20 protein-coding genes are annotated in these 21,748 nt (G+C 52.0%); 6 read left to right on the top strand and 14 right to left on the bottom strand.

The features are described from left to right. Positions 1–254 precede the first annotated feature (254 nt). Positions 255–974: a 4'-phosphopantetheinyl transferase family protein gene (locus tag ACJJI1_RS08200; RefSeq protein WP_444906746.1), complete on the top strand. Its 720-nt coding sequence runs from the start codon at positions 255–257 to the stop codon at positions 972–974. 26 nt (positions 975–1,000) lie between these two features. On the opposite strand, the gene ACJJI1_RS08195 is transcribed toward ACJJI1_RS08200, so the two are convergent. The 9 genes from ACJJI1_RS08195 to ACJJI1_RS08155 form a co-directional block, all read right to left on the bottom strand. Beyond that, entirely contained in the window at positions 1,001–2,626 is a 1,626-nt protein-coding gene (locus ACJJI1_RS08195; protein WP_444959040.1) for a M28 family metallopeptidase, read from the bottom strand. 176 nt (positions 2,627–2,802) lie between these two features. Further along, positions 2,803–3,546: a hypothetical protein gene (locus tag ACJJI1_RS08190; RefSeq protein WP_444906748.1), complete on the bottom strand. Its 744-nt coding sequence runs from the start codon at positions 3,544–3,546 to the stop codon at positions 2,803–2,805. Between the two features lie 14 nt (positions 3,547–3,560). Continuing rightward, entirely contained in the window at positions 3,561–3,971 is a 411-nt protein-coding gene (locus ACJJI1_RS08185; protein ID WP_444911866.1) for an ACT domain-containing protein, read from the bottom strand. Between the two features lie 359 nt (positions 3,972–4,330). Beyond that, entirely contained in the window at positions 4,331–5,005 is a 675-nt protein-coding gene (locus ACJJI1_RS08180; protein WP_282930497.1) for a hypothetical protein, read from the bottom strand. A gap of 45 nt (positions 5,006–5,050) precedes the next feature. Then, on the bottom strand, positions 5,051–5,530 hold the full coding sequence (locus ACJJI1_RS08175; protein ID WP_282930498.1) for a hypothetical protein: 480 nt from the start codon (positions 5,528–5,530) through the stop codon (positions 5,051–5,053). Positions 5,531–5,795: 265 nt separating this feature from the next. Beyond that, positions 5,796–6,260 carry an ecotin family protein gene (locus tag ACJJI1_RS08170; RefSeq protein ID WP_444926362.1) on the bottom strand — a complete coding sequence of 155 codons (465 nt, stop codon included), beginning with the start codon at positions 6,258–6,260 and terminating at the stop codon, positions 5,796–5,798. 44 nt (positions 6,261–6,304) lie between these two features. Further along, the gene (locus ACJJI1_RS08165; RefSeq protein WP_444959039.1) at positions 6,305–7,501 is read right to left on the bottom strand and encodes a biotin/lipoyl attachment domain-containing protein; all 1,197 of its coding nucleotides are present in this window, start codon (positions 7,499–7,501) and stop codon (positions 6,305–6,307) included. 123 nt (positions 7,502–7,624) lie between these two features. After that, positions 7,625–8,311, bottom strand: coding sequence for a thiol:disulfide interchange protein DsbA/DsbL (locus ACJJI1_RS08160; RefSeq protein ID WP_413663932.1), 687 nt, complete (start codon positions 8,309–8,311; stop codon positions 7,625–7,627). A gap of 229 nt (positions 8,312–8,540) precedes the next feature. Continuing rightward, the gene (locus ACJJI1_RS08155; RefSeq protein ID WP_444959038.1) at positions 8,541–9,200 is read right to left on the bottom strand and encodes a c-type cytochrome; all 660 of its coding nucleotides are present in this window, start codon (positions 9,198–9,200) and stop codon (positions 8,541–8,543) included. Between the two features lie 124 nt (positions 9,201–9,324). Here ACJJI1_RS08155 and yihA point away from each other — a divergent pair, with 124 nt between their 5' ends. Next, complete coding sequence (yihA, locus tag ACJJI1_RS08150; RefSeq protein WP_444906753.1) at positions 9,325–9,984, top strand: ribosome biogenesis GTP-binding protein YihA/YsxC; 660 nt, start codon at positions 9,325–9,327, stop codon at positions 9,982–9,984. Positions 9,985–10,059: 75 nt separating this feature from the next. On the opposite strand, the gene ACJJI1_RS08145 is transcribed toward yihA, so the two are convergent. The 4 genes from ACJJI1_RS08145 to polA all read right to left on the bottom strand — a co-directional run bounded on the left by ACJJI1_RS08145 (position 10,060) and on the right by polA (position 15,597). Further along, positions 10,060–10,272: a hypothetical protein gene (locus ACJJI1_RS08145; protein ID WP_444915079.1), complete on the bottom strand. Its 213-nt coding sequence runs from the start codon at positions 10,270–10,272 to the stop codon at positions 10,060–10,062. A gap of 13 nt (positions 10,273–10,285) precedes the next feature. Further along, a complete protein-coding gene (locus tag ACJJI1_RS08140; protein ID WP_444915080.1) occupies positions 10,286–10,744 on the bottom strand; it encodes a hypothetical protein in 459 nt (152 codons plus the stop codon). Positions 10,745–11,479: 735 nt separating this feature from the next. After that, the gene (locus tag ACJJI1_RS08135) at positions 11,480–12,448 is read right to left on the bottom strand and encodes a ribose-phosphate diphosphokinase (protein WP_444959037.1); all 969 of its coding nucleotides are present in this window, start codon (positions 12,446–12,448) and stop codon (positions 11,480–11,482) included. Positions 12,449–12,858: 410 nt separating this feature from the next. Beyond that, entirely contained in the window at positions 12,859–15,597 is a 2,739-nt protein-coding gene (polA, locus tag ACJJI1_RS08130; protein WP_444959036.1) for a DNA polymerase I, read from the bottom strand. 334 nt (positions 15,598–15,931) lie between these two features. Here polA and ACJJI1_RS08125 point away from each other — a divergent pair, with 334 nt between their 5' ends. Next, on the top strand, positions 15,932–16,225 hold the full coding sequence (locus ACJJI1_RS08125) for a hypothetical protein (protein ID WP_444959035.1): 294 nt from the start codon (positions 15,932–15,934) through the stop codon (positions 16,223–16,225). A gap of 55 nt (positions 16,226–16,280) precedes the next feature. Here the strand turns inward: ACJJI1_RS08125 and ACJJI1_RS08120 are convergent, their stop codons facing one another. Beyond that, the gene (locus ACJJI1_RS08120) at positions 16,281–17,183 is read right to left on the bottom strand and encodes a metal ABC transporter substrate-binding protein (RefSeq protein WP_444959034.1); all 903 of its coding nucleotides are present in this window, start codon (positions 17,181–17,183) and stop codon (positions 16,281–16,283) included. Positions 17,184–17,304: 121 nt separating this feature from the next. Between ACJJI1_RS08120 and znuC the strand changes: the two genes are divergently transcribed. The 3 genes from znuC (at position 17,305) to ACJJI1_RS08105 (ending at position 21,739) form a co-directional block, all read left to right on the top strand. Then, positions 17,305–18,096 carry a zinc ABC transporter ATP-binding protein ZnuC gene (gene znuC / locus ACJJI1_RS08115; RefSeq protein ID WP_444959371.1) on the top strand — a complete coding sequence of 264 codons (792 nt, stop codon included), beginning with the start codon at positions 17,305–17,307 and terminating at the stop codon, positions 18,094–18,096. After that, entirely contained in the window at positions 18,097–18,897 is an 801-nt protein-coding gene (locus tag ACJJI1_RS08110) for an iron chelate uptake ABC transporter family permease subunit (RefSeq protein WP_413663923.1), read from the top strand. A gap of 202 nt (positions 18,898–19,099) precedes the next feature. Next, complete coding sequence (locus ACJJI1_RS08105) at positions 19,100–21,739, top strand: TonB-dependent receptor (protein WP_444959033.1); 2,640 nt, start codon at positions 19,100–19,102, stop codon at positions 21,737–21,739. The last annotated feature ends 9 nt before the right edge of the window (positions 21,740–21,748 follow it).

Below are 21,748 nucleotides of genomic sequence, written 5' to 3'. Positions count from 1 at the left end.
ACCAGAGACAGGGCGGGAATGGTACACAAAATGACCAATAGCCGCCAGTAAAAGCGCTGAATTATAGGTCGATGCGCGGCCTTAGATTACAGTGAAATACACGGGCTTTTCCGGCCACTTATTCTCTCGTACTATGGTACACATTTGCCATGGGAAACTTGTATTGCACAGCCCCCCAGCCGTTAAAGTGAAGGTTTTTTAAGTCGACCAGATTCCATCGCTTCCAAAGGGAACAAATTCTTAGGGGTTATCAAATGCCTTACTTTACCTGCTCTTCCTTCAATAGCTGGTCAGGAAACTGGCAGGGAGATTCCATTCACCTGCTGGGAAGCACTGAGCTCTCACGGCTGGAGAAAATACACAGTATTAAACGCCGAGCCCAGTTCCTGGCCGGGCGAATATTACTGCGCACTTTAATTGCGGAGCAATACGAGTATTCACCTTGGGAAATTACAGTTGAGGCTGAAGCACCGACCATTGCTATGGTTAGAGGAAAACCCCTTTGTCATATTTCCATAAGCCATTCCGATGACTTTGTTGCCGTAGCAATAGCGGAAACTCCAGTAGGTATTGATTGCGAAAATGAGTCCCACCAAAGGAATTGGTTGGCCATGGCTAAGCAATACTTCCACAAGGCGGAGATAACCGAACTAAACTCGCTCCCAACATCGCAAGTAGCTGCTTGTTTCCTCACTAAATGGACCGCCAAAGAAGCATTAGCTAAATGTTCTGGTGTCGATTTGGGGCAGCTGCTGGCCTCAGCTCCTGTAATTAACCGACCTCAGCAATTGAACCATCCGTACAAGAATTACCTATTGTGGACAGGACAGCCGAAGCCTGGAGCCTACCTAAGCCTTGCGGTTAAACACAATCAAGCCACCTCTGTCGTAAACCCAATAGGCACATTTAGAGCTAGCCACTGCGGGAGAACAAGCGATAGTACTATCCTGAAGCCAATCAATGGTTTCAGTTAGGGTTGCTCCCAGGGTGTTCAAACCGCTCAATCCCTAGAAAATAAATCCCCAAAGAAATCACCTTCGTACCAATATGGTTGACTGTCGGCATCGGCAACTTGCCGGGCAATCAGGTAATTTACCTGGGTAAATTGCTCAGCCGCCTCATAATTAATCTGCTCGTCCGCAGCATCCCCTGGCTTGTGGTAGCGCTCGCGGAAGAAAGCCATCTGTGCAGCAGTACCATCCACACTGGGGTCTTTTGCCTCCCTTCCGGTAATCAAGTAGATTGAGGGCACTCCGCGACGGACAAAATTGTAGTGGTCACTGCGCACGAAGATAACTTCCTCCGGCATAGGATCGGGACTGAGTTTAAGCCCGGAACGGTTTGCAGCCTCCTCCGCAACTCGCCCCAAAGATGAATGTTCAGCACCGAAAGCAATAATATCGCGGAATGGATAGAGCAGCATGGGCATATCAAGGTTGATATTGGCTACGATCGATTCCAGTGGCACCGTGGGGTACTCAGCAAAATAATCCGATCCCAGCAAACCTTTTTCCTCTGCGGTAACAGCAACGAACAGCAGTGATCTTCGAGGATTTTGCCCAGATTCAACAAAAAGACGTGCGGTTTCCAACATCACCGCGATACCGGCAGCGTTATCCTGGGCTCCGTAGTAAATCTCGCCGTCCTCTTTCTTTCCAACATGATCCAGGTGTGCGGAAAAAACAACATATTCAGCTTTCAGGAGTGGATCACTTCCCGGTAAAACGGCCACTACATTCGGGCTGGTTACGCGCTTGTGGTTAGAGCTGCTGCTCATTTTTGCACGGTAACTAAGGGGGAAGCCTTCTGGAGTTTTTCCCTGCTCGATATCGGCAAAAATACTTTCAAGACTGCGCTCAGCGCCATCAAACAGCTTGCCGCCTGCAGTGATGCTCAACATAACTCCCGGGTGCATCCCCGGGATTGCACTACCGGGCATACCAGTCTTTTTCACCCAGTCAAAAGTGTCGTCAAAACGGTGCTTCGCATAGTAGTCAAATGGGCGGCGTTTCTCCCGCTCAGGCGTATACAGGCGAACAAAACCCACAGCGCCATGTTTTGCGGCAACCTGGCGTTTGGTGCGAGGAGAGGAGTGGTGAGCCCCCACTTCACTGGGCAAGCTCTGCGGCCGGCCTGCTAACACAACGACAATCTTTCCCTGTACATCCAGGCCGTGATAGTCATTAATGCCAAAATCCGGAGCCTCAATACCGTAACCGACAAATACCAACTCGGCATTGATCTGCGAGCGCTCACTCAGTGCGGAGGGCGATGCTAGAAAGTCCTCGCCAAATTGCATGGCGATTTCATCGTTCTGGCCCTCTAAGACAAATTCAGGATCACTCCCATCCCAACTGGCACTGCGAAAAGGCACTTCCTGGAAGTAACCTTGCTCCCCTGCTGGAATCAGCCCCATCTTTTTAAATTGGCCAGCCACATACTGTGCCGCTTGGCGATAACCCTCGCTACCGGTATCGCGACCCTCTAGTTCCGCTGATGCAAGGAAATTGATATCTCTACGGATGTAATCACTATCTGCAATGGGGCCAGTGCTGTTAATGCTGGAGGTGGTACAAGCCACCAATAGTGCCATAGCCAGGGCACCCAATAGATTTTTAACTCTCATGGGGAGTGCTACTTCTCAGGAATACAAAGCGTGATTGTTGATACGGACAGGTCATTTGAAATCGCACCACTACAGGTGCTTGTGGACCGTCGAGCAATTGCCCATCTTACCACGATTTAGGGCAATCTAAGCTGAGGCCCAGTGAGCTGCGCCCTGACTGTGCTCGCTAAACTCATCTATGCAGCCTTCCCCAAACCGGGGAACGCTTGTCCAACCGCATAAGCTACTTTCTCGTAGGCATTATCCGCACAAAAATCTCCATGAGCCGCAAGAAAGTGCAAAAACGGCTGCCTTAGGATTTGTTCGAAGTCGTACTTCAACCACAGCCTGGGATTTTTATCACTTGGTGTCACCCTTGCTCTCCAGGAGGGAGCAATCTGCATACCTCGGCGGATACCAGAAAACCTCAGCAGGTTTTTCCCAAACCAGGTACATCCATTCCATGACTGCCAGTACTGCAGGGCATCACAACTGACCAGTAGTCCGCCACTAAACGGGAGCCACAATACGGCCTCTGGAAACTGACTTTGGGAAAAGACAATAAAGCGCCCCCCCGGTATTGGACAAACATCCTCCTGTCGCAACACCTTATCTGCTTTTGGCGGATAAAAATCGGAGCCGCGCTGTGTCCAAAAGGTAAGATCAAAGTGGTCTCTGTAGTAGAGATCATCACGCCCATGGTGATAGCCGAGCCGTATCGCGTGACTCACACGCCCGAGATCTTTTAACTTTTCCTCCTGCTGTGGACGCAATCTGATGGGATTAATCAAGGTAAGGTGATCCTGCCAGCGAGCGATTCCCATATTGCGATTGATAGTGACCCCCGGCGCTAGTTTGATAGTTCCGGGAACATAAAAAAAATTAGGCAACAGTTGGCGAATCTCGCCGTGGGGCTCTGTGGGGGGATAGTTGATACGCACTGGCAGGCTACATATCAGCTATATTGAACTCGATTTCGAATACCGCGCAGAATTTTTACTGCAAATTCCGCGCGCTCATCAGGGACAAAAATGTGGTCACGGTGTAGTGTGGATACCACGCTGGTATCTATTCCAGCCTCCATTAATTCCTGGGCGACCACAGGAATAACCCGCACCGCATCAAGACCAGCCAGGATCTGCAAAGTGATTTGGCGAAAGGGGGCGCTTGCGGCAATATCTAATTGCCGAGCCGAACGTTGAGGCAGTATCACACTCATTCCCTCACCTTCTCGGAAGAAACACAAACTCTCTGACAAAATATCTGTAAACCGACTATCTGAAACCTGACAAAACACATAGATTTCATCGTGCAGCTTGGGATACAAAGTTCTCAATGCTCTCACTACGGATAGATCAGCTTTCATGCTTTCTTTGCCGTCTGGAAGTTTTCTCCAACCTGATTAATACGACCGGTTTCTACACGGTCGCACTGCTTTTGGATCAATCTTTCTGATTAATACCTGTCTTCAGGTGAAAATAATCCAACTCTAAAACTACTTTTCGTGGGCTCTCTATTACCCGGCAGCATATTTTAATTTGGAAAAGGTAAGATCACGCATTTTTTTAGAATTATTTTCCTAACAGAGCTGGCAGTTTAATAACTAAATCTTTTTAAGATTTTTCCTGAAGCTTAGAGAAGTCGGATTTTAGCTGGTGGAAAGTTAAAAATATATTGATGGGATTATTTCTTATTGAGAGAAGTAGACCCAATGACTGTGAGAAGTTACGGATTTCTCAGCTCTTCACCATCAAATTCCGGTTCATTGGGTGCCGGAGTTGTATCCACTTCCGACGAATCCTGTTCAACCTCCCAGCTCTTCAGCACCGCGTCAATATCCTTTTCCAGGCGTACACGGGGAAATTTGGGGCAGGGTGAATCTCTATCTGGATCATGCCATGCGGACAGGGGAGCTACAAAAACTACATAGGATTTATGCAGGCGATTTCGCCCAATACTCACTTCTGTCCATGTTGTTTGCCAGGCAAACTTTCCCCTTACCGCATAGTCGCTTTCGTAGGATTTTAGAGTGAGAAAATAGGGATAAATCTTCCCTCGCTTGCAAATAATTCTGCGTCCGGTCTTTATATTGGCCATTTGAGTAAATGGATCAAAATACCAATTAATATCGTATCCAAATACGAATTGCATCTCTCCATTTTGCCTTAAAAAAGCGTAGGATCTCCCAGTGCCATCGGGCTTGAGACTCCACACATGCCGCGCTTCACCATCGCGGGAAATCAGCCAGGCCCCAACCCATTGACTGGCATCGTAGCGTGATTTTGCATGCCAGCCTTCATTGAGTGTTTTTCGTTTCTCTTCACTGGCATTTGCACTTACGACAAAAATTAGCAGTGGCAGGAAGAGATAGAATTTTATCCATTCCCACCCACTACTCATCTTTTCCACGCACGGATTAAATAGCGTTCGCACGGAAGTAAGCTGCTAGCGACTGACAATATCCGGGCAACTTGCACCGGCCTTGGGGGTTCGCCAATCAGCCAACCGACGCTGAAAGCTCAGAAGTCCACCGCCCGCCTGCAGCCAATGACGGCCATCAATCACTGCAAATAGGAGGGTGGCACGGCTCCAATCTCGAAATGCGACAGATACAACCCCGCCCTTACAGCGCACCGAGGTTCCCGTTTTAACTCGCACCCGGTCACCATCCAATTGCCAGTTAATGGCAAAACCATGGGTCAATAGACCTTTGGCATTAAATCCATAGGCATATCCGGAGCCATCGGCATGCAGTTGCCACACTAATTGATCATCGCCTTCACTCACAACCAGCCAATTTCCCGCCCACTTTTGCTGGGCGGACTCCGCCGAGGCCCACATTGGTATCGCTAGGAAAATTGCTGTGACAAATGGAACAACCGGCTTGATAAAATGCCGCTTTGGTAAAAGACGCAAAAACTTCATGCGCTGCCCTACGGTATCGGCCCCAGTGCATTACAGGGGGCGGGTTATTCAAAAGACGACTGGGGAAGTCGCCAATTTTCCTTTCCGATTACGGGGCTAAAGCCTCACTTATCGGCGTGAAAAAACGCTCAGGCACTATTTTTCACATCCCTCGAAAAGTAAGGCTAGACGCAATTTACAACGGTGGCAGGTTAAACCTTAAAAATATTCAAATTTACGACAAATTCACAAAAAGAATGGCAAGTCACTTTTACCGGTAGTCCAACTATCTGGATTTTGCTTCGGAAAAATTCTTGTCTGCTCTCCACACCCGATACTTTAACTGCACGCCCTGAGGCAGATATATAACCATTGGCAACTTACTGCTATAAGGCAGCATCAAGCCATCACCGCGCACGGTGATAAATCGCCGGGATTCACTGCCTTGGGCACAGACCTTTTGCGTATCTGTGGTCGGGGTCAGGTCGGACAGGACATAGAAGGGGTAACCCCAGCCTGGGAGTATGTCCTTGCGCAATGGGGCGCTAAAGCTTTGCAAGTTGCATTCCGCGACTTGGCTTTTTCCCGGTATCAACTCAACCCTAAAGCGACTTTCATCGACAACCTTGGGCAGCTTGATAACGTGACGTAACTTGCCATCAACCTCCTCTGGAAATGCATCCAGAGGCTCAGAACTGTGGCAATCCAGGGCCAGTAACATCATGAAGGCAGTGGCAACTAATTTTGACATGGTATGGCCTCACTACTGCGCCGGGAAATGGCGGACAAAACTTTTTAAAGTCTAGTTCGCTTTTGTCTTCGCAGTCCCCACCAGAGCAGCGCCCCCAAACCGATTGCCAAAGCAAACAGAGCGGCAGTCCATAGGTATCGCCCCTCCCCCATCGCTGGTGGCTCCAACTTGGAGTGGGCCAGATTGAGATCCGCCCGCAGATTTTGAAACGCGGCAATAACTTCTGTAGAACTGGCATCACCAATCAAGTCACCCCGCAATTGCTGCCATTGGACCTGAAGCTGCTCCACCAGTACCTTGTCACGAATCAGCAGCTCCTGTCGTAACGGCCTATACCCATCACGATAAGCCAGCATTAACTTACCGTATGCCGCTGTTATATCTCCTCCTCGATAGTCCGTCTCCGCCAGCTGCAGCAAGCCAATTGCGCTGATAAGAGGGGGGATCAGAGTGCGTACAAGATGGGGGTTTCCGCGCCACCACATCAATGCTTGTTGCAGAGTTGGATCAAGTTCCGCCGGTTTAGTGGTCGCCATTCCCGGCAGTCCCAGTAAGCCGGGGTAACGGGTCGCCAAGTCGGAAGAGGGTGGCAACTGATTTGCCACTGGAAAAGCAGCGACAGTCACCGCTAATGCCCAGCGCTGTAGGCCGGTCAAGTCTCCATCAATGTCGACTGTGTGAATAGAGTCAGTTTCTGGGTCCAGGGTGTTATAAAGATCATAGAGACTGAACCCCGCCATTCTCTCAAGATCATTGAGGGCTGGGCCTTCATTACTACCCTCACCGTCGACACCGTGGCAGATGGCACACCGCTGCTGATAAACAGGCATCATAAAACCCGGCGAGGGCAAAGAGTAACTGGGTGACCGCTGCAGCTGATACAAAGCAGCAAGGCGATCGGCGATTGCATTGGCTCGACGGCGCACCTCTGCGCTGGAATCCTTATCCTCAATCGCCTTACGCAAGTCCGAGAGGCTTTTCTGCAAACCCTGCCGACCAGGCCGATCGGGGAGTTGAGTGACCAGACGCAGTACTTCTTCTACCTGTTGCTTCTGTAGTTCATACAGAGGAGTGTCCAGTCGCTGCCCGTTCTCTACAGCGTCGCCGTAGTCTACCGCTATATAGGAGAGAAGATTGCTGGCCTGAGCGGCCACAGTATTGCTGCTTGACGTGTTCTGGGCTGAAACAGGTGCGATTAAGCCAGCTAGGAGGGTAAACAGTAAAATCCATTTGAATCCCATTAGTGGCTTCCGGATCGGGCAAGGTTGATCGATGTTAGGAGCCTCTCGACAGATTGCGGGGCACCTTTCTTAGGGTAGAAATAAAAAACCCCGCTCGAGGCGGGGTTTCTTCAATCGGAAAGCTTAGCCGCGATCCGCTCGCTCTTTGGCAATCAGGTAATCCGCCACTTGCAGCATCAGCTCCTGGCCATTGCTCTTACCTTTATATCCGGGGAAAGAGGAACTGATGCGGTATTTACCCGCAACAACAACTTCCGGGGTACCAGTCATTTTGTAAGCGCGCTGATTGGCCATACCTTGCTTAACTTTGCTGTTGATAGCGAAGGAATTCATCAGCTTCGCAGCTTTGGCACCATCTTCACCATGCTTGTTAAACAGAGCCTCGATAGCCTTTAAGTCAGGCACCCAGTTGCGACCTTCGCGGACAGCCAGCATCTGGCGCTGAGTGTAGATGGTGTTAAAGATAGGCGTGTGCATCTTTTCCAGAACACCCATGGAATCTGCTACGTAGTAAAGACGAGCGTGTACATCCATAACCGGCTGCCAAATTGCTGGCAATTTCAGCAGCGCAACATCGCTGGGCATCTTTTCTTTCCAGCGCTCCAGAGTTGGCTCAAAAGTGAAGCAGTGGGCACAGCCGTACCAGAACATCTCAGTCACTTCGATCTTGTCGTTGCTCTTTTGTGGTACAGCCTGCGGCAATACTTCATAGTGCTGGCCCGCTTTGAACTCGCCACTTTCCTGGGCGCAGGCAACGAGGCTGAACATTACAGCAAAAACCATCGTGATCGGGGCGAGAAATGCTCTCATAAGTCTTCTCCAACTTTTATTTAGTGGTGCGAACGCCATCTAGCGGCGGGCTGTCGAGCCACTGAGGACACAATAGACAACGCAGATTATTTAAGTTCCCGGACCCTCGTGCAAGGAAACACTGCAAAAACTGCCTAGTACGTCTATGGAAAGCGGCTTTATGCTCAGGCGACAGGCACAAAAAAGGCCGGTTACAGACCGGCCTCAGTGTACTCAAACCCTGTGACTATTAGTCAGTCAGGCCTGCGATATAGTTGGCCAGCGCCTTGATCTCTGCATCGGAGAGTTGCTTGGCCACGGTGCGCATAGTGCGAACTTCACCGTCATTGTTGCGGGTACCCGCACGGAATGCTTTCAGCTGGGCTTCGATGTACTCTGGATACTGACCGCCCAGACGAGGGTAACCGGCCGGTGCATTGCCCAGTCCAGCAGGTGAGTGGCATCCCATACATGCGGGAACACCAGTCTCCATATTGCCACCACGGTAGATTTTACGTCCAAGCATCAGGCCGTCGACGTTCTCACCGTTGTTTAGCATCACGGAAATAGCCTCAGATCCGGTCAGCTGCATTGGCTGCGAGGCAAAGTAAGCGGCGATATCCTGCAGGTCCTGATCGTTGAAGTTGTCCAACTGACCGATCATTTGCGGCACATCGCGGGTTTTGCTTTGGATATCCTGTAACTGCTTAAACAGGTATTTTTCACCGAGTCCGGCAATCTTTGGAAAAGCCGGAGCAATACTGTTACCGTCTGCACCGTGGCAGGCTGCACATTGAGCGGCCTTTGCCTTGCCCGCAGCAGCGTCACCCGCAGCCAGCGCCAAGGGCACGGCGCCCAAGCCGAAAACTAAACCGAGTGCCAGAGCAGTGTTCTTGATAATGCTGTTCATACGTCGTCCCGTTGCGCGCTGAGAGATGGCGTTTCGCACCGCCCCCGATAGTCCTGCGACGCGAAAACGGCGGCATTATATACTTGCGCGCCAAGCGAGTGTACCGAATAAACAGACTTATACGATGTCAAATTCAGAATTTAAAGCCCAACCACCAAAACTGAACTACCGTTCCATACAATTTCTCACCAGTGCCCCCACCCTGACTGAGTGTCCGGAGGACTTTGGTGCCGAGGTGGCCTTTGCCGGTCGCTCCAATGCGGGGAAGTCCAGTGCCATCAATGCGCTCACGGAAAACAACAAGTTGGCGCGTACCTCTAAAACACCGGGACGCACCCAGTTGATCAACTTCTTTCGCCTCTCCGACCAGCAGCGCTTGGTGGATCTGCCCGGCTATGGCTTTGCCAAGGTCGCCCGAAGTATGAAAGATGAGTGGCAGCGCCATCTGGCCACCTACCTTGAGAAGCGAGAGTGCCTGCGTGGACTCGTATTACTAATGGACATTCGCCAACCCCTCAAGGAGTTCGATCTGCATATGCTCACCTGGGCAGTAGAGGCCGAGCTCCCAGTGCACATCCTACTAACCAAGGCCGACAAGTTGAAGAATGGTCCAGCCAACAACACTCGCTTTGCAGTAGAGAAGACCCTCAAGGAGCAGGGACTCAATCACGGGGTCACTCTGCAGATCTTCTCATCGACCAAAAAAACAGGCCTGGACAAACTCGAGCGCAAGCTCAATGAGTGGCTGGAAATCCCAGAGGAAGCCGCCCCCACTGAAGATTGAACGAGCCGAGAACCCGGGGGCAGCGCCCCCCGAGCAATACAAGCACTTCAATTTATCTCTCACCGGAGAAAATTCCTAAAAGCGAACTCCGGGCACACCAGTTGCCGCTGCTTTGCGCTTCTGTTCGGGGATCAGGGAGCGAAGCAGTACCCGGTGCAGCCGTCGGCGTGCCCCCGGAGTTAAACAATGCAATTCCTCTGCATGTAAGTACCTCTGCGCGAGAAGAGCGGCAAGGGTTTCTTCGTGTATGGCAATCGTCAGCAGACGGGAATTGCCATTGGCATTCATCTTTTCATTCCCCTCAGTGCACTCTGTTTCCACCATTGATACAGGCGGATATTCTGGCTGTGGAGAACTCGCGTACCTGCTGCTGTGTCTCTCCGGGGTAGAGTGAGCTGATGCAATCCGCCGCAACCCTTTGCTTATGGCTATCGCCCAACTCGCGGGCGAGTACTGAGCTGGCGCCGGCAAGTATGTAGTTTCGAAGTTTTTCATCACCCAGCTCCCGGTAGGCAGCCATTAACCAGATAGCGCTTTCACTAAAACGCGTTGCCGAAATGGCATAAGTTGGCCACTGCTTTTCCAGAAGAAAGCTGGCCAGATCGAAGGCGCATCCCAAATAAGGTATTGCTTCGGCGTAATTGCACTCTTCAAGCAAAAGCTTGCCGCGCTCAATCCAATCGAGCCACGCCTTTTCCGCACGATCCGTGTCAGCGATCAACCATTGGCGATGGTTGGCACACAAGTAACGTAAATTCACCGATAACCCCCCATATTTGATTTAACTTAAAGATAATGCGAACCATTATCATTTGCAAGCGCATTCACAAGCAACTTTTGCTTTCTGCTGTGATGGCATCATTTACTGAAATAAAAAAAGCCGGCAGATGGGGGCTGCCGGCTAGGGGACAGTGCCCTTGGGGTGGGGCACTTGTCAGACGCACCCAGGGGGACGGGTACGCCTGAGGGTTCTTTTCATCCCAAAATTTCTTTACCTGCATCGATATTAGGCTGAACTTTCATTCTTCCCAAGCGCATGTTTGAGCCTTTGGGTTAGCCCTACGCCATGCCCCCAAAATCGATTATGCCGGAAGTGGATAACAGGCAATGTAGTCGTGGGACCTAGAGGTAACTGTGAAAAACCTCTGCGGGAGTCTCGGGGAGAGCCAATCTAAGGGCCTGCTCGCCGTATACGAAAACTTAAAGTAGCTGAGCGGCTCATAAAACGATTTAAGGTCTTAACTCAAAAAGGAAAGGACAGGTATCCCGATGGATGAAACTGCAGAACTCTATGAAAGACATAAAAAAACCCCGGAGTTGGGGACCATCCGGGGTAGAAAAAGCTAAACGCTTTGGGGTTAGGGAGCAACAATGAACTGATTACTTGGATAGGCTCTTAAGCCCGATGGTTCCCGCCCCTTTGGTAAATAAGTGTAAACAAAATACGTGTTTTGGCGCCTCATACGTTCTTCTATGTAAAGGCGGTCGATTTTTATCAAATTGTTAACTCAGCCACTGGCCCATTGCTGTGGAGGCGGCGAATACAATCTGCAATCAACGGCGCACAATCTACCCACTCACAGTTTCCTCGCAGCTGCGACTGAGGAAGAGAATTAGTCACCACAATTGATTCCACCGGCAAGCGCGCCATTGCTGTATGGGCATCGCGACTAAATTGTCCGTGAACACAAAACACCAAAATCCGCCTCGCTCCCGCTTTTATCACCGCGTCCACTGCCCGTGTAACTGTGTGGCCAGTAGCAAGTAAGTCATCGACGATAATGACCGTGGCATTCTTAACTTCCCCAATCAAAGTTCCCCCACTCAACAGAGCACCGCTGCGATACTTCTCCACAAATGCGCTAGCCACCGGTACCCCCAACTGATCCCCAAGGGCCAAACGGAATTTTTCCGCACGCTTTATCCCTCCTTCATCTGGAGACAAAACAACCAGGGGACCGGGGTCTCCGGACAGACGCATTCGCGCCACTTCAATCAACAGGGGGTTGGAAACCAGGTGAACGGTGCGACAGCGGAATGCGTTCTCAAAGGCCGCCAGGGAGTGAACATCCATAGTCACGACTACATCCACTCCGGCGGCTTCCAGAAAACTGGCCAGATAGCGACTCGGCAGGGGGTCGCGCAATTTGGTTCGCCGCTCTTTTCGTGCATAGCAAAGGTAGGGGATGACCGCAGTCACTCTCGCGGCACCGGCATCGCGAAGCGCCCCAATGAAAAACAGGCAGCGCATAAGTTTCTGGTCAACACAGCTGCTGGTATCGGTGTAAAGGGATTGGACCAGAAAAACATCCGCCCCTTCCACATCATCCAGTGGCCGAACTTTGTGTTCGCCATCATCGAATTGACGCTCTTCATGGCGAGATACCGGTTCACCGAGACTCGCGGCGACACGTCCTGCGAAGTCTGCTCCCACATCGAGACTGAATAACTTAATGCGGCTCATAAGCTCAGTACCCTGCCTGGCGCCTCACACTCGCTAAGCGCCTTGCCCACGTTTTAATAGAAGTATGGACAGTGGAATTTAGGATCTGGAGTACTGCGGGTGTTGCAGTTGTTGCGGCTTGGGTAGATAGGGAGGGTCAGGGCTGAAAGACAGGCAAAAAAATGCCCCGGACTTGGGGGAGTACCGGGGCAAACATCTGACTTCCTTGGGGGATGATGACGCATTCCAACGATCTTGCCTTTTTAGAGGGGCTGTCGCCGGAACAGTTCCACGGAATTTCAAAAAGATTGTAAAAACGCCTAACAAAACACAAAAATTGGCATTTTATTCATCCGTACCAACAAGAGCGCGCCAAATCATTCCGAGCAGCGCGCCCTACCCTCAATTCTTAGATGGTTTCTTCAGTCAAATTAGTGCGCCTGATCCCAATCTCGGCCCTGGCCCAGATCCACAATCAGGGGAACGTGGAGTTCTGCCGCGCCTTGCATCAATTCAACAATGCCATCGGCCACAATTTCGACCTCATCCTTGGGTACTTCAAGAACCAATTCATCGTGTACTTGCATAATCATCCGGGTCGCCAGCTTCTTCTCCCTGAGCCAGCTGTCTACAGCGATCATGGCCCGCTTGATAATATCGGCGGCAGTACCCTGCATTGGCGCATTAATTGCGGTCCGCTCTGCTGCTTGGCGCTGCATGCCATTGCGTGAGTTAATTTCCGGCAGATAGAGACGGCGTCCAAACAGGGTTTCCACATAGCCCTTTTCTGCGGCCTGTGCACGGGTATCCTCCATATAGCGCAATACACCCGGGTAGCGCTCAAAGTAACGGTCGATATAAGTTTGGGCGTCAGCCCGGGGGATATCCAACTGCTTGGCCAGGCCAAAAGCCGACATGCCGTAAATCAAACCAAAGTTGATCGCTTTGGCCCGCCGGCGCTGCTCATCAGTCACCTTATCCTGAGCTACTTCAAAGACTTCTGCCGCCGTCGCGCGGTGAATATCTGCGCCTTGAGCAAATGCATCCACCAAACCTTTGTCCCCAGACAGGTGAGCCATAATACGCAGCTCAATTTGGGAGTAGTCCGCAGCGATGATCTCACTGCCACCATTGATTCTTGGGTCAACGGTGAAGGCCCGACGAATACGGCGCCCCTCCTCTGTACGAATAGGAATATTCTGCAAGTTAGGGTCACTGGAGGATAGGCGCCCGGTAGCAGCTACTGCCTGGTGATAAGAGGTATGTACACGACCGCTACCCGGGTCGATCATTTTTGGCAGTTTATCGGTGTAGGTATTCTTCAGTTTGGCCAGGCCGCGATACTGCATTATCAGTGCGGGCAGCTCGTGGTTGTGGGCCAATTCCTGCAATACAGCTTCGGCGGTAGAGGGCGCACCTTTGGGGGTCTTCTTGATCACTGGAATCTGCAGCTTTTCAAACAGGATCCCCCCCAGCTGCTTGGTGGAGCCCAGATTGAACTCTTCGCCGGCTACTTCGTAAGCCTGCTGTTCCAGCTCTCGCATTCGCTGCTCAAGTTCAGCACTCTGCTCCGCCAACATCTTGGCATCGATATAAGCACCGTTACGCTCCATACGTGCCAGAACTGGTAGCAGGGGCATCTCAATTTCATCGAGTACCTTTACCAGAGTTGGCTCTCGCTCCAGACGCGCACTCAACTCATTGTGGAGACGCAGGGTGATATCTGCATCTTCAGCCGCATAGGGGCCCGCTTTGTCCAGCTCGATCTGGTTAAACGTCAGCTGTTTGGCGCCTTTACCGGCAATATCCTCGAAGTGAACCGTGTTCTCCCCCAGGTACTTGAGTGCGAGACTGTCCATATCGTGACGGCTGCCAGTGCTGTCCAGAACATAGGACTCCAACATGGTATCCCGTGCGATGCCGCGCAATTCAATATCGTAGTTGGCCAGGATATGACTGTCGTACTTCAGGTTCTGCCCCACCTTCTTCTGCTGTGGATCTTCCAGCAGGGGTTTGAGTTTGGCCAGTACTTCGTCAAACGGCAGTTGCTCTGGTGCACCCATATAGTCGTGGGCCAGGGGAACATAGGCTGCACGATAGGGCTCCACCGCGAAGGACACCCCCACTAATTTTGCCTGCATATAATTGAGGCTGGTGGTTTCCGTGTCGAAGGCAAAGATGTCTGAACCCTTCAGTTGTTCCAGCCAGGCATCGAACTCCGACATTTCTGTGACGATGACATAATCGCGCTCAACGGCTTCCGCCATGGCTTCTTCAGCCTCTTCACTGGTTAGCTCTTCTAACCAGCCGCGAAATTCATTCTGCGTGAATAGCTCAACCAGTGCCTCTGTATTGGGCTCTGAATTGTGCAGTTCCTGGGGGTGATAAGGCATCTCCACATCGGTTTTGATAGTGGCGAGCTTATAGGAGAGTTCTGCCGCCTCGCGGTGCTCCGCCATCTTTTTGCCGAGGGTTTTTGAGCCACGGAACCCCAGCGGTGCAATGGCATCCAGGTCGGAATAAATGGTCTCCAAGCCTCCCAGATTCTGTAACAGTGCCAGAGCGGTTTTCTCGCCCACACCAGGAACTCCGGGGATATTGTCTGATTTATCTCCCATCAGGGCGAGAAAATCGATAATCAGTTCTGGACCTACACCAAATTTCTTAGTCACGCCCTCGCTGTCCATTTCGGTATTGGACATGGTGTTAACCAAGGTAACGCCCGGACGCACCAGCTGCGCCATGTCTTTGTCGCCGGTGGAGATTATGACTTGCTGCCCCTGACTCTGGGCCTCCAGCGCCAGGGTGCCGATCACATCATCAGCTTCAACACCATCGACCACCAAGCGCGGCAATCCCATAGCGTCGATGATGTCGTGAATGGGCTGAATCTGCTCACGCAAGTCATCTGGCATAGGAGGGCGGTGGGATTTGTATTCGGCAAACATCTCATCGCGAAAAGTCTTGCCCTTGGCATCAAAAACAACCACTACAGGACTGCCTGGATGCTCCTTGAGGTGGCGGCGCAGCATACTAATCACACCGCGCACCGCACCAGTAGGCTTACCCTGGCTGGTGGTCAATGGCGGCAGCGCGTGAAAAGCGCGATAAAGGTAGGAGGAACCATCCACCAAAATCAACGGGGCGGCTGAGGTGTTTTGTTTACTCATAGACGATGAATTCTTGCTTGCTTAGTTTGGCGTTCATGACGCGCGGCAGGCCGATAGGATAACGCCCTTCGCTCTGTTTTTCCGCTTACTGATTCTTTCCCGCCAGACACCGTAGGCAACCTCTGCACAAAAGCCCACTCGACTTACCCCGCCGATTAAAACTATCGGCGCATCGATCTCACCAAATCTCCAGGCTTGGCTAGTCTTGCCGGTAGCGACCTTATGCGTTCGCTACTCCCCGGAAATCAAATTGTCACAGGCTGCCCCCAGGCAGTCAGGGATCTTTTATTTCCAAAAAACTGTGCCACCCGATGTTGAAGGAAGGATTCGAAAGATGAGAGGAGTGATGCGTGCCACCCTGTTGTTTGCCGCAAGTATCTTTGCCATTTCGGCAAGTGCCGGCTCGGATTGCAGTGGAGAGCATACCGCTGAAGCCGAGACGACTGATGAAATACACTCACAGCAGGCTGAGGTAGAAGGCCATGAGTTAATACTCAGGCAGGCTATCCGCGAGAGAGAAAATGATTTACTGGAGAGACAAAAACAGCAGCTGGAGAAACTGCAAAAACAAGCGGAAAGAGATGCTGCCCGGGTAGAGAAACTACAGCAAATAACCAATCGTTCCTAGAAGCCACCCTACCAGATCCCGCCCCCTACCTGGGCAGGCGGGATACTGGGTACGCTCAAGGAGCCTCTGATTTATCCTTGTTGCGGTCGGGAACCTGACTCAAGCAAGTGCGGGCTTGAGACAAAAGGGACTCTATCAATTCCCTGTAATCAGCATTTTCACTCAATTTATCTCCCAGCAGATCCAAAGCGGCGTAACGCAGCCCCAAGTTTTCTGCCAACTGTTGATCTCGTTCATTAGCCGGCATATCTCCAAATAGACAGCCGTCACCAATCTGTGACAAATCCAGCATTGCCTTGGCACCATAGCCCCCGCCACTGCCATCGCCCAGGGCGTGGGTTTTCACTCCTGCGGAACCAAAAAAGTGGCCATAGGCATCGTGTGTAACAACGATGGGAACTTCACGATACCCGTACAAGGCCCGATCGAGTACTTTCTGCAAGTTGGCCATCGAACTGGAAAACTGCCGTGCACGCCCCATAAACAATTCCGCCTGCTGCGGCTGTAATTGTGCCAGGCGCTCAGCGATCTGCGCCGCAGCTATTGCCGCATTGCGGGGACGCAACCAGAGGTGGGGGTCGGTAACACTGGCACCCTCATATTCAAGGGTCTCTATATCCAGCAGCTGCATTTGCCGGCCCGCTGGTAACAGCGCTGCCTGTTTTGCCAACACCCCCTCCATTTGCGGCCCCAGCCACACCAATAGTAGGGCGCGCTCAAGTGCAGCCCGATCGGAAACCGAAGGGGCATAATGGTGAGGATCTGCTCCCTCAACTAGCACCCGAACAGGAATATCCTCACCGGTTATTTCCCGGGCGATCAGGGCTAAAGGGCGCACGCTGACGACCAGCTCTCCACCACTATCGGATTCCGGTTTGCTACAAGCCGGGAGAAAGAGCCCGAATAGAAGCACCGTGGAGATTGTAAAAAGACGTTTGAAGGGATACATCAGAGACATTAGGCGGCGAAAAATTGCGATATAATCACAACCAGCGCCAAGCTGCCAGCCTGGTTGTCCATATCCGGTAAAGAAGGTATGGAAGCAAACATCTTAAAGACTTCCCTGCGGAGATTGAATTCTGAATCCACCCCAGCCGCTTATCACAGCTGACAATATCGCCCTTCAGGTGGGCGGCAGACAGTTACTTAAAGATATTACAGTCGAATTGTCCCAGGGGGAGATTGTCACCTTAATAGGCCCTAATGGAGCCGGCAAAACCACTCTCCTTCGCCTTCTGTTGGGGCTCAGCCAGCCGACCCAGGGCCGCGTGTGGCGACAAGCTGGGTTGCGTATTGGCTATATGCCCCAGCGGCTTCATATCGATAGCTCAATGCCCATGTCAGTTGAACGCTTCTTGCAACTTGGCCAATCGACCATGAAGCCCGAGCAAGCGCAGTCGGCATTGGACAGGGTGGGCGCAGGGCAGCTTAGAGGCGCCTCTCTGGCAAATCTATCCGGTGGAGAAATGCAGCGGGTCTTACTCGCTCGTGCCGCATCGCGCAAACCTCAGCTGCTTGTCCTGGATGAACCCACGCAGGGAGTCGATATCGGTGGTCAAAGTGAGTTGTACCAGTTAATTGCCACTCTGCGCGACGAGCTCGGCTGCGGTGTGTTACTGGTTTCCCACGACCTTCATTTAGTTATGGCTGCAACCGACCGGGTCCTTTGTTTGAACCAGCATATCTGTTGTCACGGACACCCGGAGCAAGTAAGCCGCCACCCTGCCTATCTGGAATTATTTGGGGACAAGGTCGCCCCCTATACCCACCAACATAACCACCAACATAAATTAAGTGGAGATATTGCGCCCGCAAGCAGCTGCAATCATCAACACACTCACACAAATACTAAAAACAAAGAGCAAAAATAAGTGGTCGATTTCGGCGAATTACTGCACAGCCAATTTCTCTGGTACGCCCTCGCCGCCGGCCTTATGGTCGCTGTTGTCAGCGGCCCTTTGGGCTGCTTCGCCGTGTGGCGACGCATGGCCTATTTCGGCGACACCCTGGCTCACTCAGCCCTTCTTGGAGTGACGCTGGGTTTTGTACTTCAGATTATGCCAACGGTGGCTGTCGGTATTACTTGCTGTGTACTGGCACTGCTGCTGATGTATTTACAGCAGCGCCAAAAGCTCGCTGTAGATACCCTGCTGGGCATATTGTCCCACTCCATGCTGGCACTGGGGATTGTCACCGTCAGTTTCTTTAAGATTAAGGTGGATCTCTTATCTCTGTTGCTGGGAGATTTACTCGCGGTCAGTGGCCAAGATCTGGTACTAATGGCCATTGCCGCCGCCACAATCCTGGGACTGCTTTATTTCCTGTGGGAACAGTTACTGGCTTTCACCCTGCACGAGGAATTGGCTTCAGTGGAAGGTGTCCCTATCGAGCGATTGCGAATCGCTCTGATGTTGATGCTGGCAATACTGATCGCGATCGCAATGAAAGTTGTCGGGGTTCTGTTAATTACCGCCCTGCTGATTATTCCCGCAGCTACCGCGCGAAAACTGTCGCACACTCCGGAGCGTATGGCGGTGCTGGCCTCATTGCTGGGATGCTTAGCGGTAGTACTCGGTCTTCTTGCCTCTATCCTGTGGAATACACCGGCGGGCCCCTCCATTGTTCTGGCCGCAGCACTGTTCTTCCTCACTTCACAACTGCGAGCCAGCTGAAGGTAGCCGCAGGTTAATCTCATCCTAATTTCTTATTTTATTTCGTTATTTGTCGCAAATTGTCGCTTAAATCTACCTATTGGTGAGATGCCCGTCACCGTTTATCGCAATAAGCTGATGGTTAGCCGCTAGCTAATTGTGTCAATTTTCCGTCGTTGCTAGTGTTGCCCGACGACCAGCCGTATTAGGCCGGTCACCAATAATGACAAAAAAATGGACGCACAACGATATGGAAAAGTTCTCTCTTCGTCGCAAGGTATTAACTACAGCCATAGTGGCGGCAACCGCTGCCACTAGCCCACAAACACTCTTTGCCGCCGAGGATCAGGCGATGGAAGAAGTAGCCGTTGTGGGTTCCCGTATTAGTCGCAACGCTGAATTTGAAACAGCTACCCCGATCCAGGTAATGGATCGCGATGCCATCGAAAAGTCCGGCTACACGAACTTGCAGCAGCTTTTTGAGAAAAACCCCGCTGCAGGTAATGGCACCTTCTCAACCCGGGGTAACAACCAGGACTCTACCGCTAACGGGGCTGCCGCTGTGAGCCTGCGCGGTATGGGTGCCGACGCCACTTTAGTACTGGTAAATGGCCGCCGGGTGGCTATCAGCGCATTTGCCGAGAGCATCACTACCAACTTTGTGGATATCAACAGTGTGCCCCTTGCCGCGATTGAGCGGGTCGAAGTCCTAAAGGATGGCGCCTCCGCAATTTACGGTTCCGATGCCGTTGCCGGTGTGGTCAATCTGGTGTTACGTAGGGACTTTGAAGGTACTGAGGTATCCGTAGATTACGGTGGTGCCGATGGCTATGACGAGCAATCCATGTCCGCCGTCTGGGGCATCAATGGGGATGACTCAAACCTGACTGTTATTTTTGACCACCATAAAAACAGCCGCCTATCCAGCACCGAACGCAGTGGTTTGGATACCGCTAACCAATCCGGCCGTGGCGGTATGGACTTCCGCTCCTCCAGGGGCTATCCCGGTAGCTTCAATGTGGGCGGTACCTTTGTTTCCGACCCCAGCTGTCCCGAAGAGCGCGATACCGGTGAAGTCTGCGTCTATGACTACGGCCCCTGGACCCTGATCACACCCGAAGCTGAGCGCACAGGTCTATTAATGCTGGGCCATACCCAGTTGGCCGAAGGCGTGGAGTTCTTTAGCGAGGTCGCTGTTCAGCACAATACCTCCGTAGCCCAGGGTGCACCTACTCCCCTCGATGGCGACGCGGGTCTCTATGTACTGGCAGATCATCCCAATAACCCATTCGGCGAAGATGTGGATATTTACCGCTATCGTACCGTGGATGCAGGCGCCCGCCAGTGGGATATCGAAACCGATAACTTGCGCGGTGTCTTCGGCCTGCGCGGCTCTGTCGCCGACTGGGACTGGGAGGCTTCTGTGCAGCGCTCCCGCAGTGAAACCACCCAGACCGGTGACCGCTCCCAGGGCTGGGTGCGTACGGACCTGTTACAGGAGCAGATTAATGCCGGTAACTACAATCCGTTTGGCGGGGTTCAGAACCCGGACTCGGTCATTGATGCCATCACCACCAGCCTGGTCCGCCAAGGTAAGTCCGACCTCACCAGCTATAACTTCTCAGTCAATGGAGATTTAGTCGATACCGCCAGTGGCACCATCGCTATGGCCGCAGGCCTGGAATACCGGGAGGAAAAGGCTTCCGATATCCCTGATGACCAGTTCCAGCGCGGTTTGATCTTCGGTACCGAATCCGTATCCGCCAGTGCCAGCCGGGATATCTCCTCAGCTTATGTGGAAGTTGCTATCCCCCTTCCTGCCAGGTTCGATCTGACTGTGGCCGCCCGTTACGATGATTACAGCGACTTTGGCAGCACCACCAATCCAATGGCAAATCTGCTGTGGACAGTAACCGACCAGCTATCCTTCCGAACCTCTTGGGGTACCGGTTTCCGCGCGCCTTCCCTGGCGCAGGTCGGCTTAGGCCCGTCACAAGAGTCCTTATTCTTCGCTGATACCTATGGCTGTGAAGTTAACGATGCCTACTGTGCAAAGACCGACTACACCATTGTCTTCTCCGGCAACCCGGATCTGGATGCAGAGGAGTCAGAATCCTTCAACATCGGCGCTGTTTACGAGCCCATAGAAGACCTGCGACTATCTCTGGATTATTGGAATATCACCCAGGAAGGTAAGATTGACGAGGTCCCCTTCGGCTATATCTACAGTCTCTATTGCTGGGATCAAGACAGCACCGTGTGCCGCCGCGATACCCCGATTGATGGTGAAACCCTTGGCGCCCTGCAATCTATCGACAGCAGCTTCACCAATATTGGTGAACAGGACGTATCGGGCGTCGACCTAAGTATTGTCTACAGCGGATTTGAGCTAGTGGGCGGAGAGCTTGGCCTGCGCCTGGATTACTCTTACCTGGCAGAATTTGAGCGTGTTGAACTGAATTCCAGCGGCGACGCATTTATCACCCGCGATCTGGCCGGTGAATACGAGTATCCACAACACCGTTGGAACGCTACCGCTGACTGGACCTTTGACACCTTCGGATTTAGTGCCGGGCTCAGCTACATTGGTGAGTTCGAGGATACTCCGGATATCGATTTCGACGGGACACTCGACTATGACAGCAATAACTCCCGCACCGTAGACTCTTTCCTGACCATGAATATGCAGGCCCGTTATACCGGCTTCGAGAATATGGTGTTGAGCCTGGGTGCGGATAATGTCTTCGATGAAGAACCGCCCTTCGCTATCGGGGATGGCGACGGAGACCTCTATGGTTATGTTCAGTCACAACACGATCCCCGTGGTCGCTTTATCTACGGCAAGATGACTTATAGCTTCTAAGTTTTTAGT

This window comes from Microbulbifer maximicatervae (SeqCode) (assembly GCF_052467065.1).
The sequence above is the reverse complement of the archived record's forward strand: the minus strand, read 5'-3'. Positions and strand labels throughout refer to the sequence as shown.

Excerpts from the sequence above, each read along its gene's own strand:
- ACJJI1_RS08195 (WP_444959040.1), bottom strand. The coding sequence starts at position 2,626 with ATGAGAGTTAAAAATCTATTGGGTGCCCTGGCTATGGCACTATTGGTG.
- ACJJI1_RS08135 (WP_444959037.1), bottom strand. The coding sequence starts at position 12,448 with ATGAGCCGCATTAAGTTATTCAGTCTCGATGTGGGAGCAGACTTCGCA.
- ACJJI1_RS08180 (WP_282930497.1), bottom strand. The coding sequence starts at position 5,005 with ATGAGTAGTGGGTGGGAATGGATAAAATTCTATCTCTTCCTGCCACTG.
- ACJJI1_RS08185 (WP_444911866.1), bottom strand. The coding sequence starts at position 3,971 with ATGAAAGCTGATCTATCCGTAGTGAGAGCATTGAGAACTTTGTATCCC.
- ACJJI1_RS08120 (WP_444959034.1), bottom strand. The coding sequence starts at position 17,183 with ATGTCTCTGATGTATCCCTTCAAACGTCTTTTTACAATCTCCACGGTG.
- polA (WP_444959036.1), bottom strand. The coding sequence starts at position 15,597 with ATGAGTAAACAAAACACCTCAGCCGCCCCGTTGATTTTGGTGGATGGT.
- yihA (WP_444906753.1), top strand. The coding sequence starts at position 9,325 with ATGTCAAATTCAGAATTTAAAGCCCAACCACCAAAACTGAACTACCGT.
- ACJJI1_RS08200 (WP_444906746.1), top strand. The coding sequence starts at position 255 with ATGCCTTACTTTACCTGCTCTTCCTTCAATAGCTGGTCAGGAAACTGG.
- ACJJI1_RS08125 (WP_444959035.1), top strand. The coding sequence starts at position 15,932 with ATGAGAGGAGTGATGCGTGCCACCCTGTTGTTTGCCGCAAGTATCTTT.
- ACJJI1_RS08145 (WP_444915079.1), bottom strand. The coding sequence starts at position 10,272 with ATGAATGCCAATGGCAATTCCCGTCTGCTGACGATTGCCATACACGAA.
- ACJJI1_RS08155 (WP_444959038.1), bottom strand. The coding sequence starts at position 9,200 with ATGAACAGCATTATCAAGAACACTGCTCTGGCACTCGGTTTAGTTTTC.
- ACJJI1_RS08105 (WP_444959033.1), top strand. The coding sequence starts at position 19,100 with ATGACAAAAAAATGGACGCACAACGATATGGAAAAGTTCTCTCTTCGT.
- ACJJI1_RS08165 (WP_444959039.1), bottom strand. The coding sequence starts at position 7,501 with ATGGGATTCAAATGGATTTTACTGTTTACCCTCCTAGCTGGCTTAATC.
- ACJJI1_RS08170 (WP_444926362.1), bottom strand. The coding sequence starts at position 6,260 with ATGTCAAAATTAGTTGCCACTGCCTTCATGATGTTACTGGCCCTGGAT.
- ACJJI1_RS08175 (WP_282930498.1), bottom strand. The coding sequence starts at position 5,530 with ATGAAGTTTTTGCGTCTTTTACCAAAGCGGCATTTTATCAAGCCGGTT.
- ACJJI1_RS08160 (WP_413663932.1), bottom strand. The coding sequence starts at position 8,311 with ATGAGAGCATTTCTCGCCCCGATCACGATGGTTTTTGCTGTAATGTTC.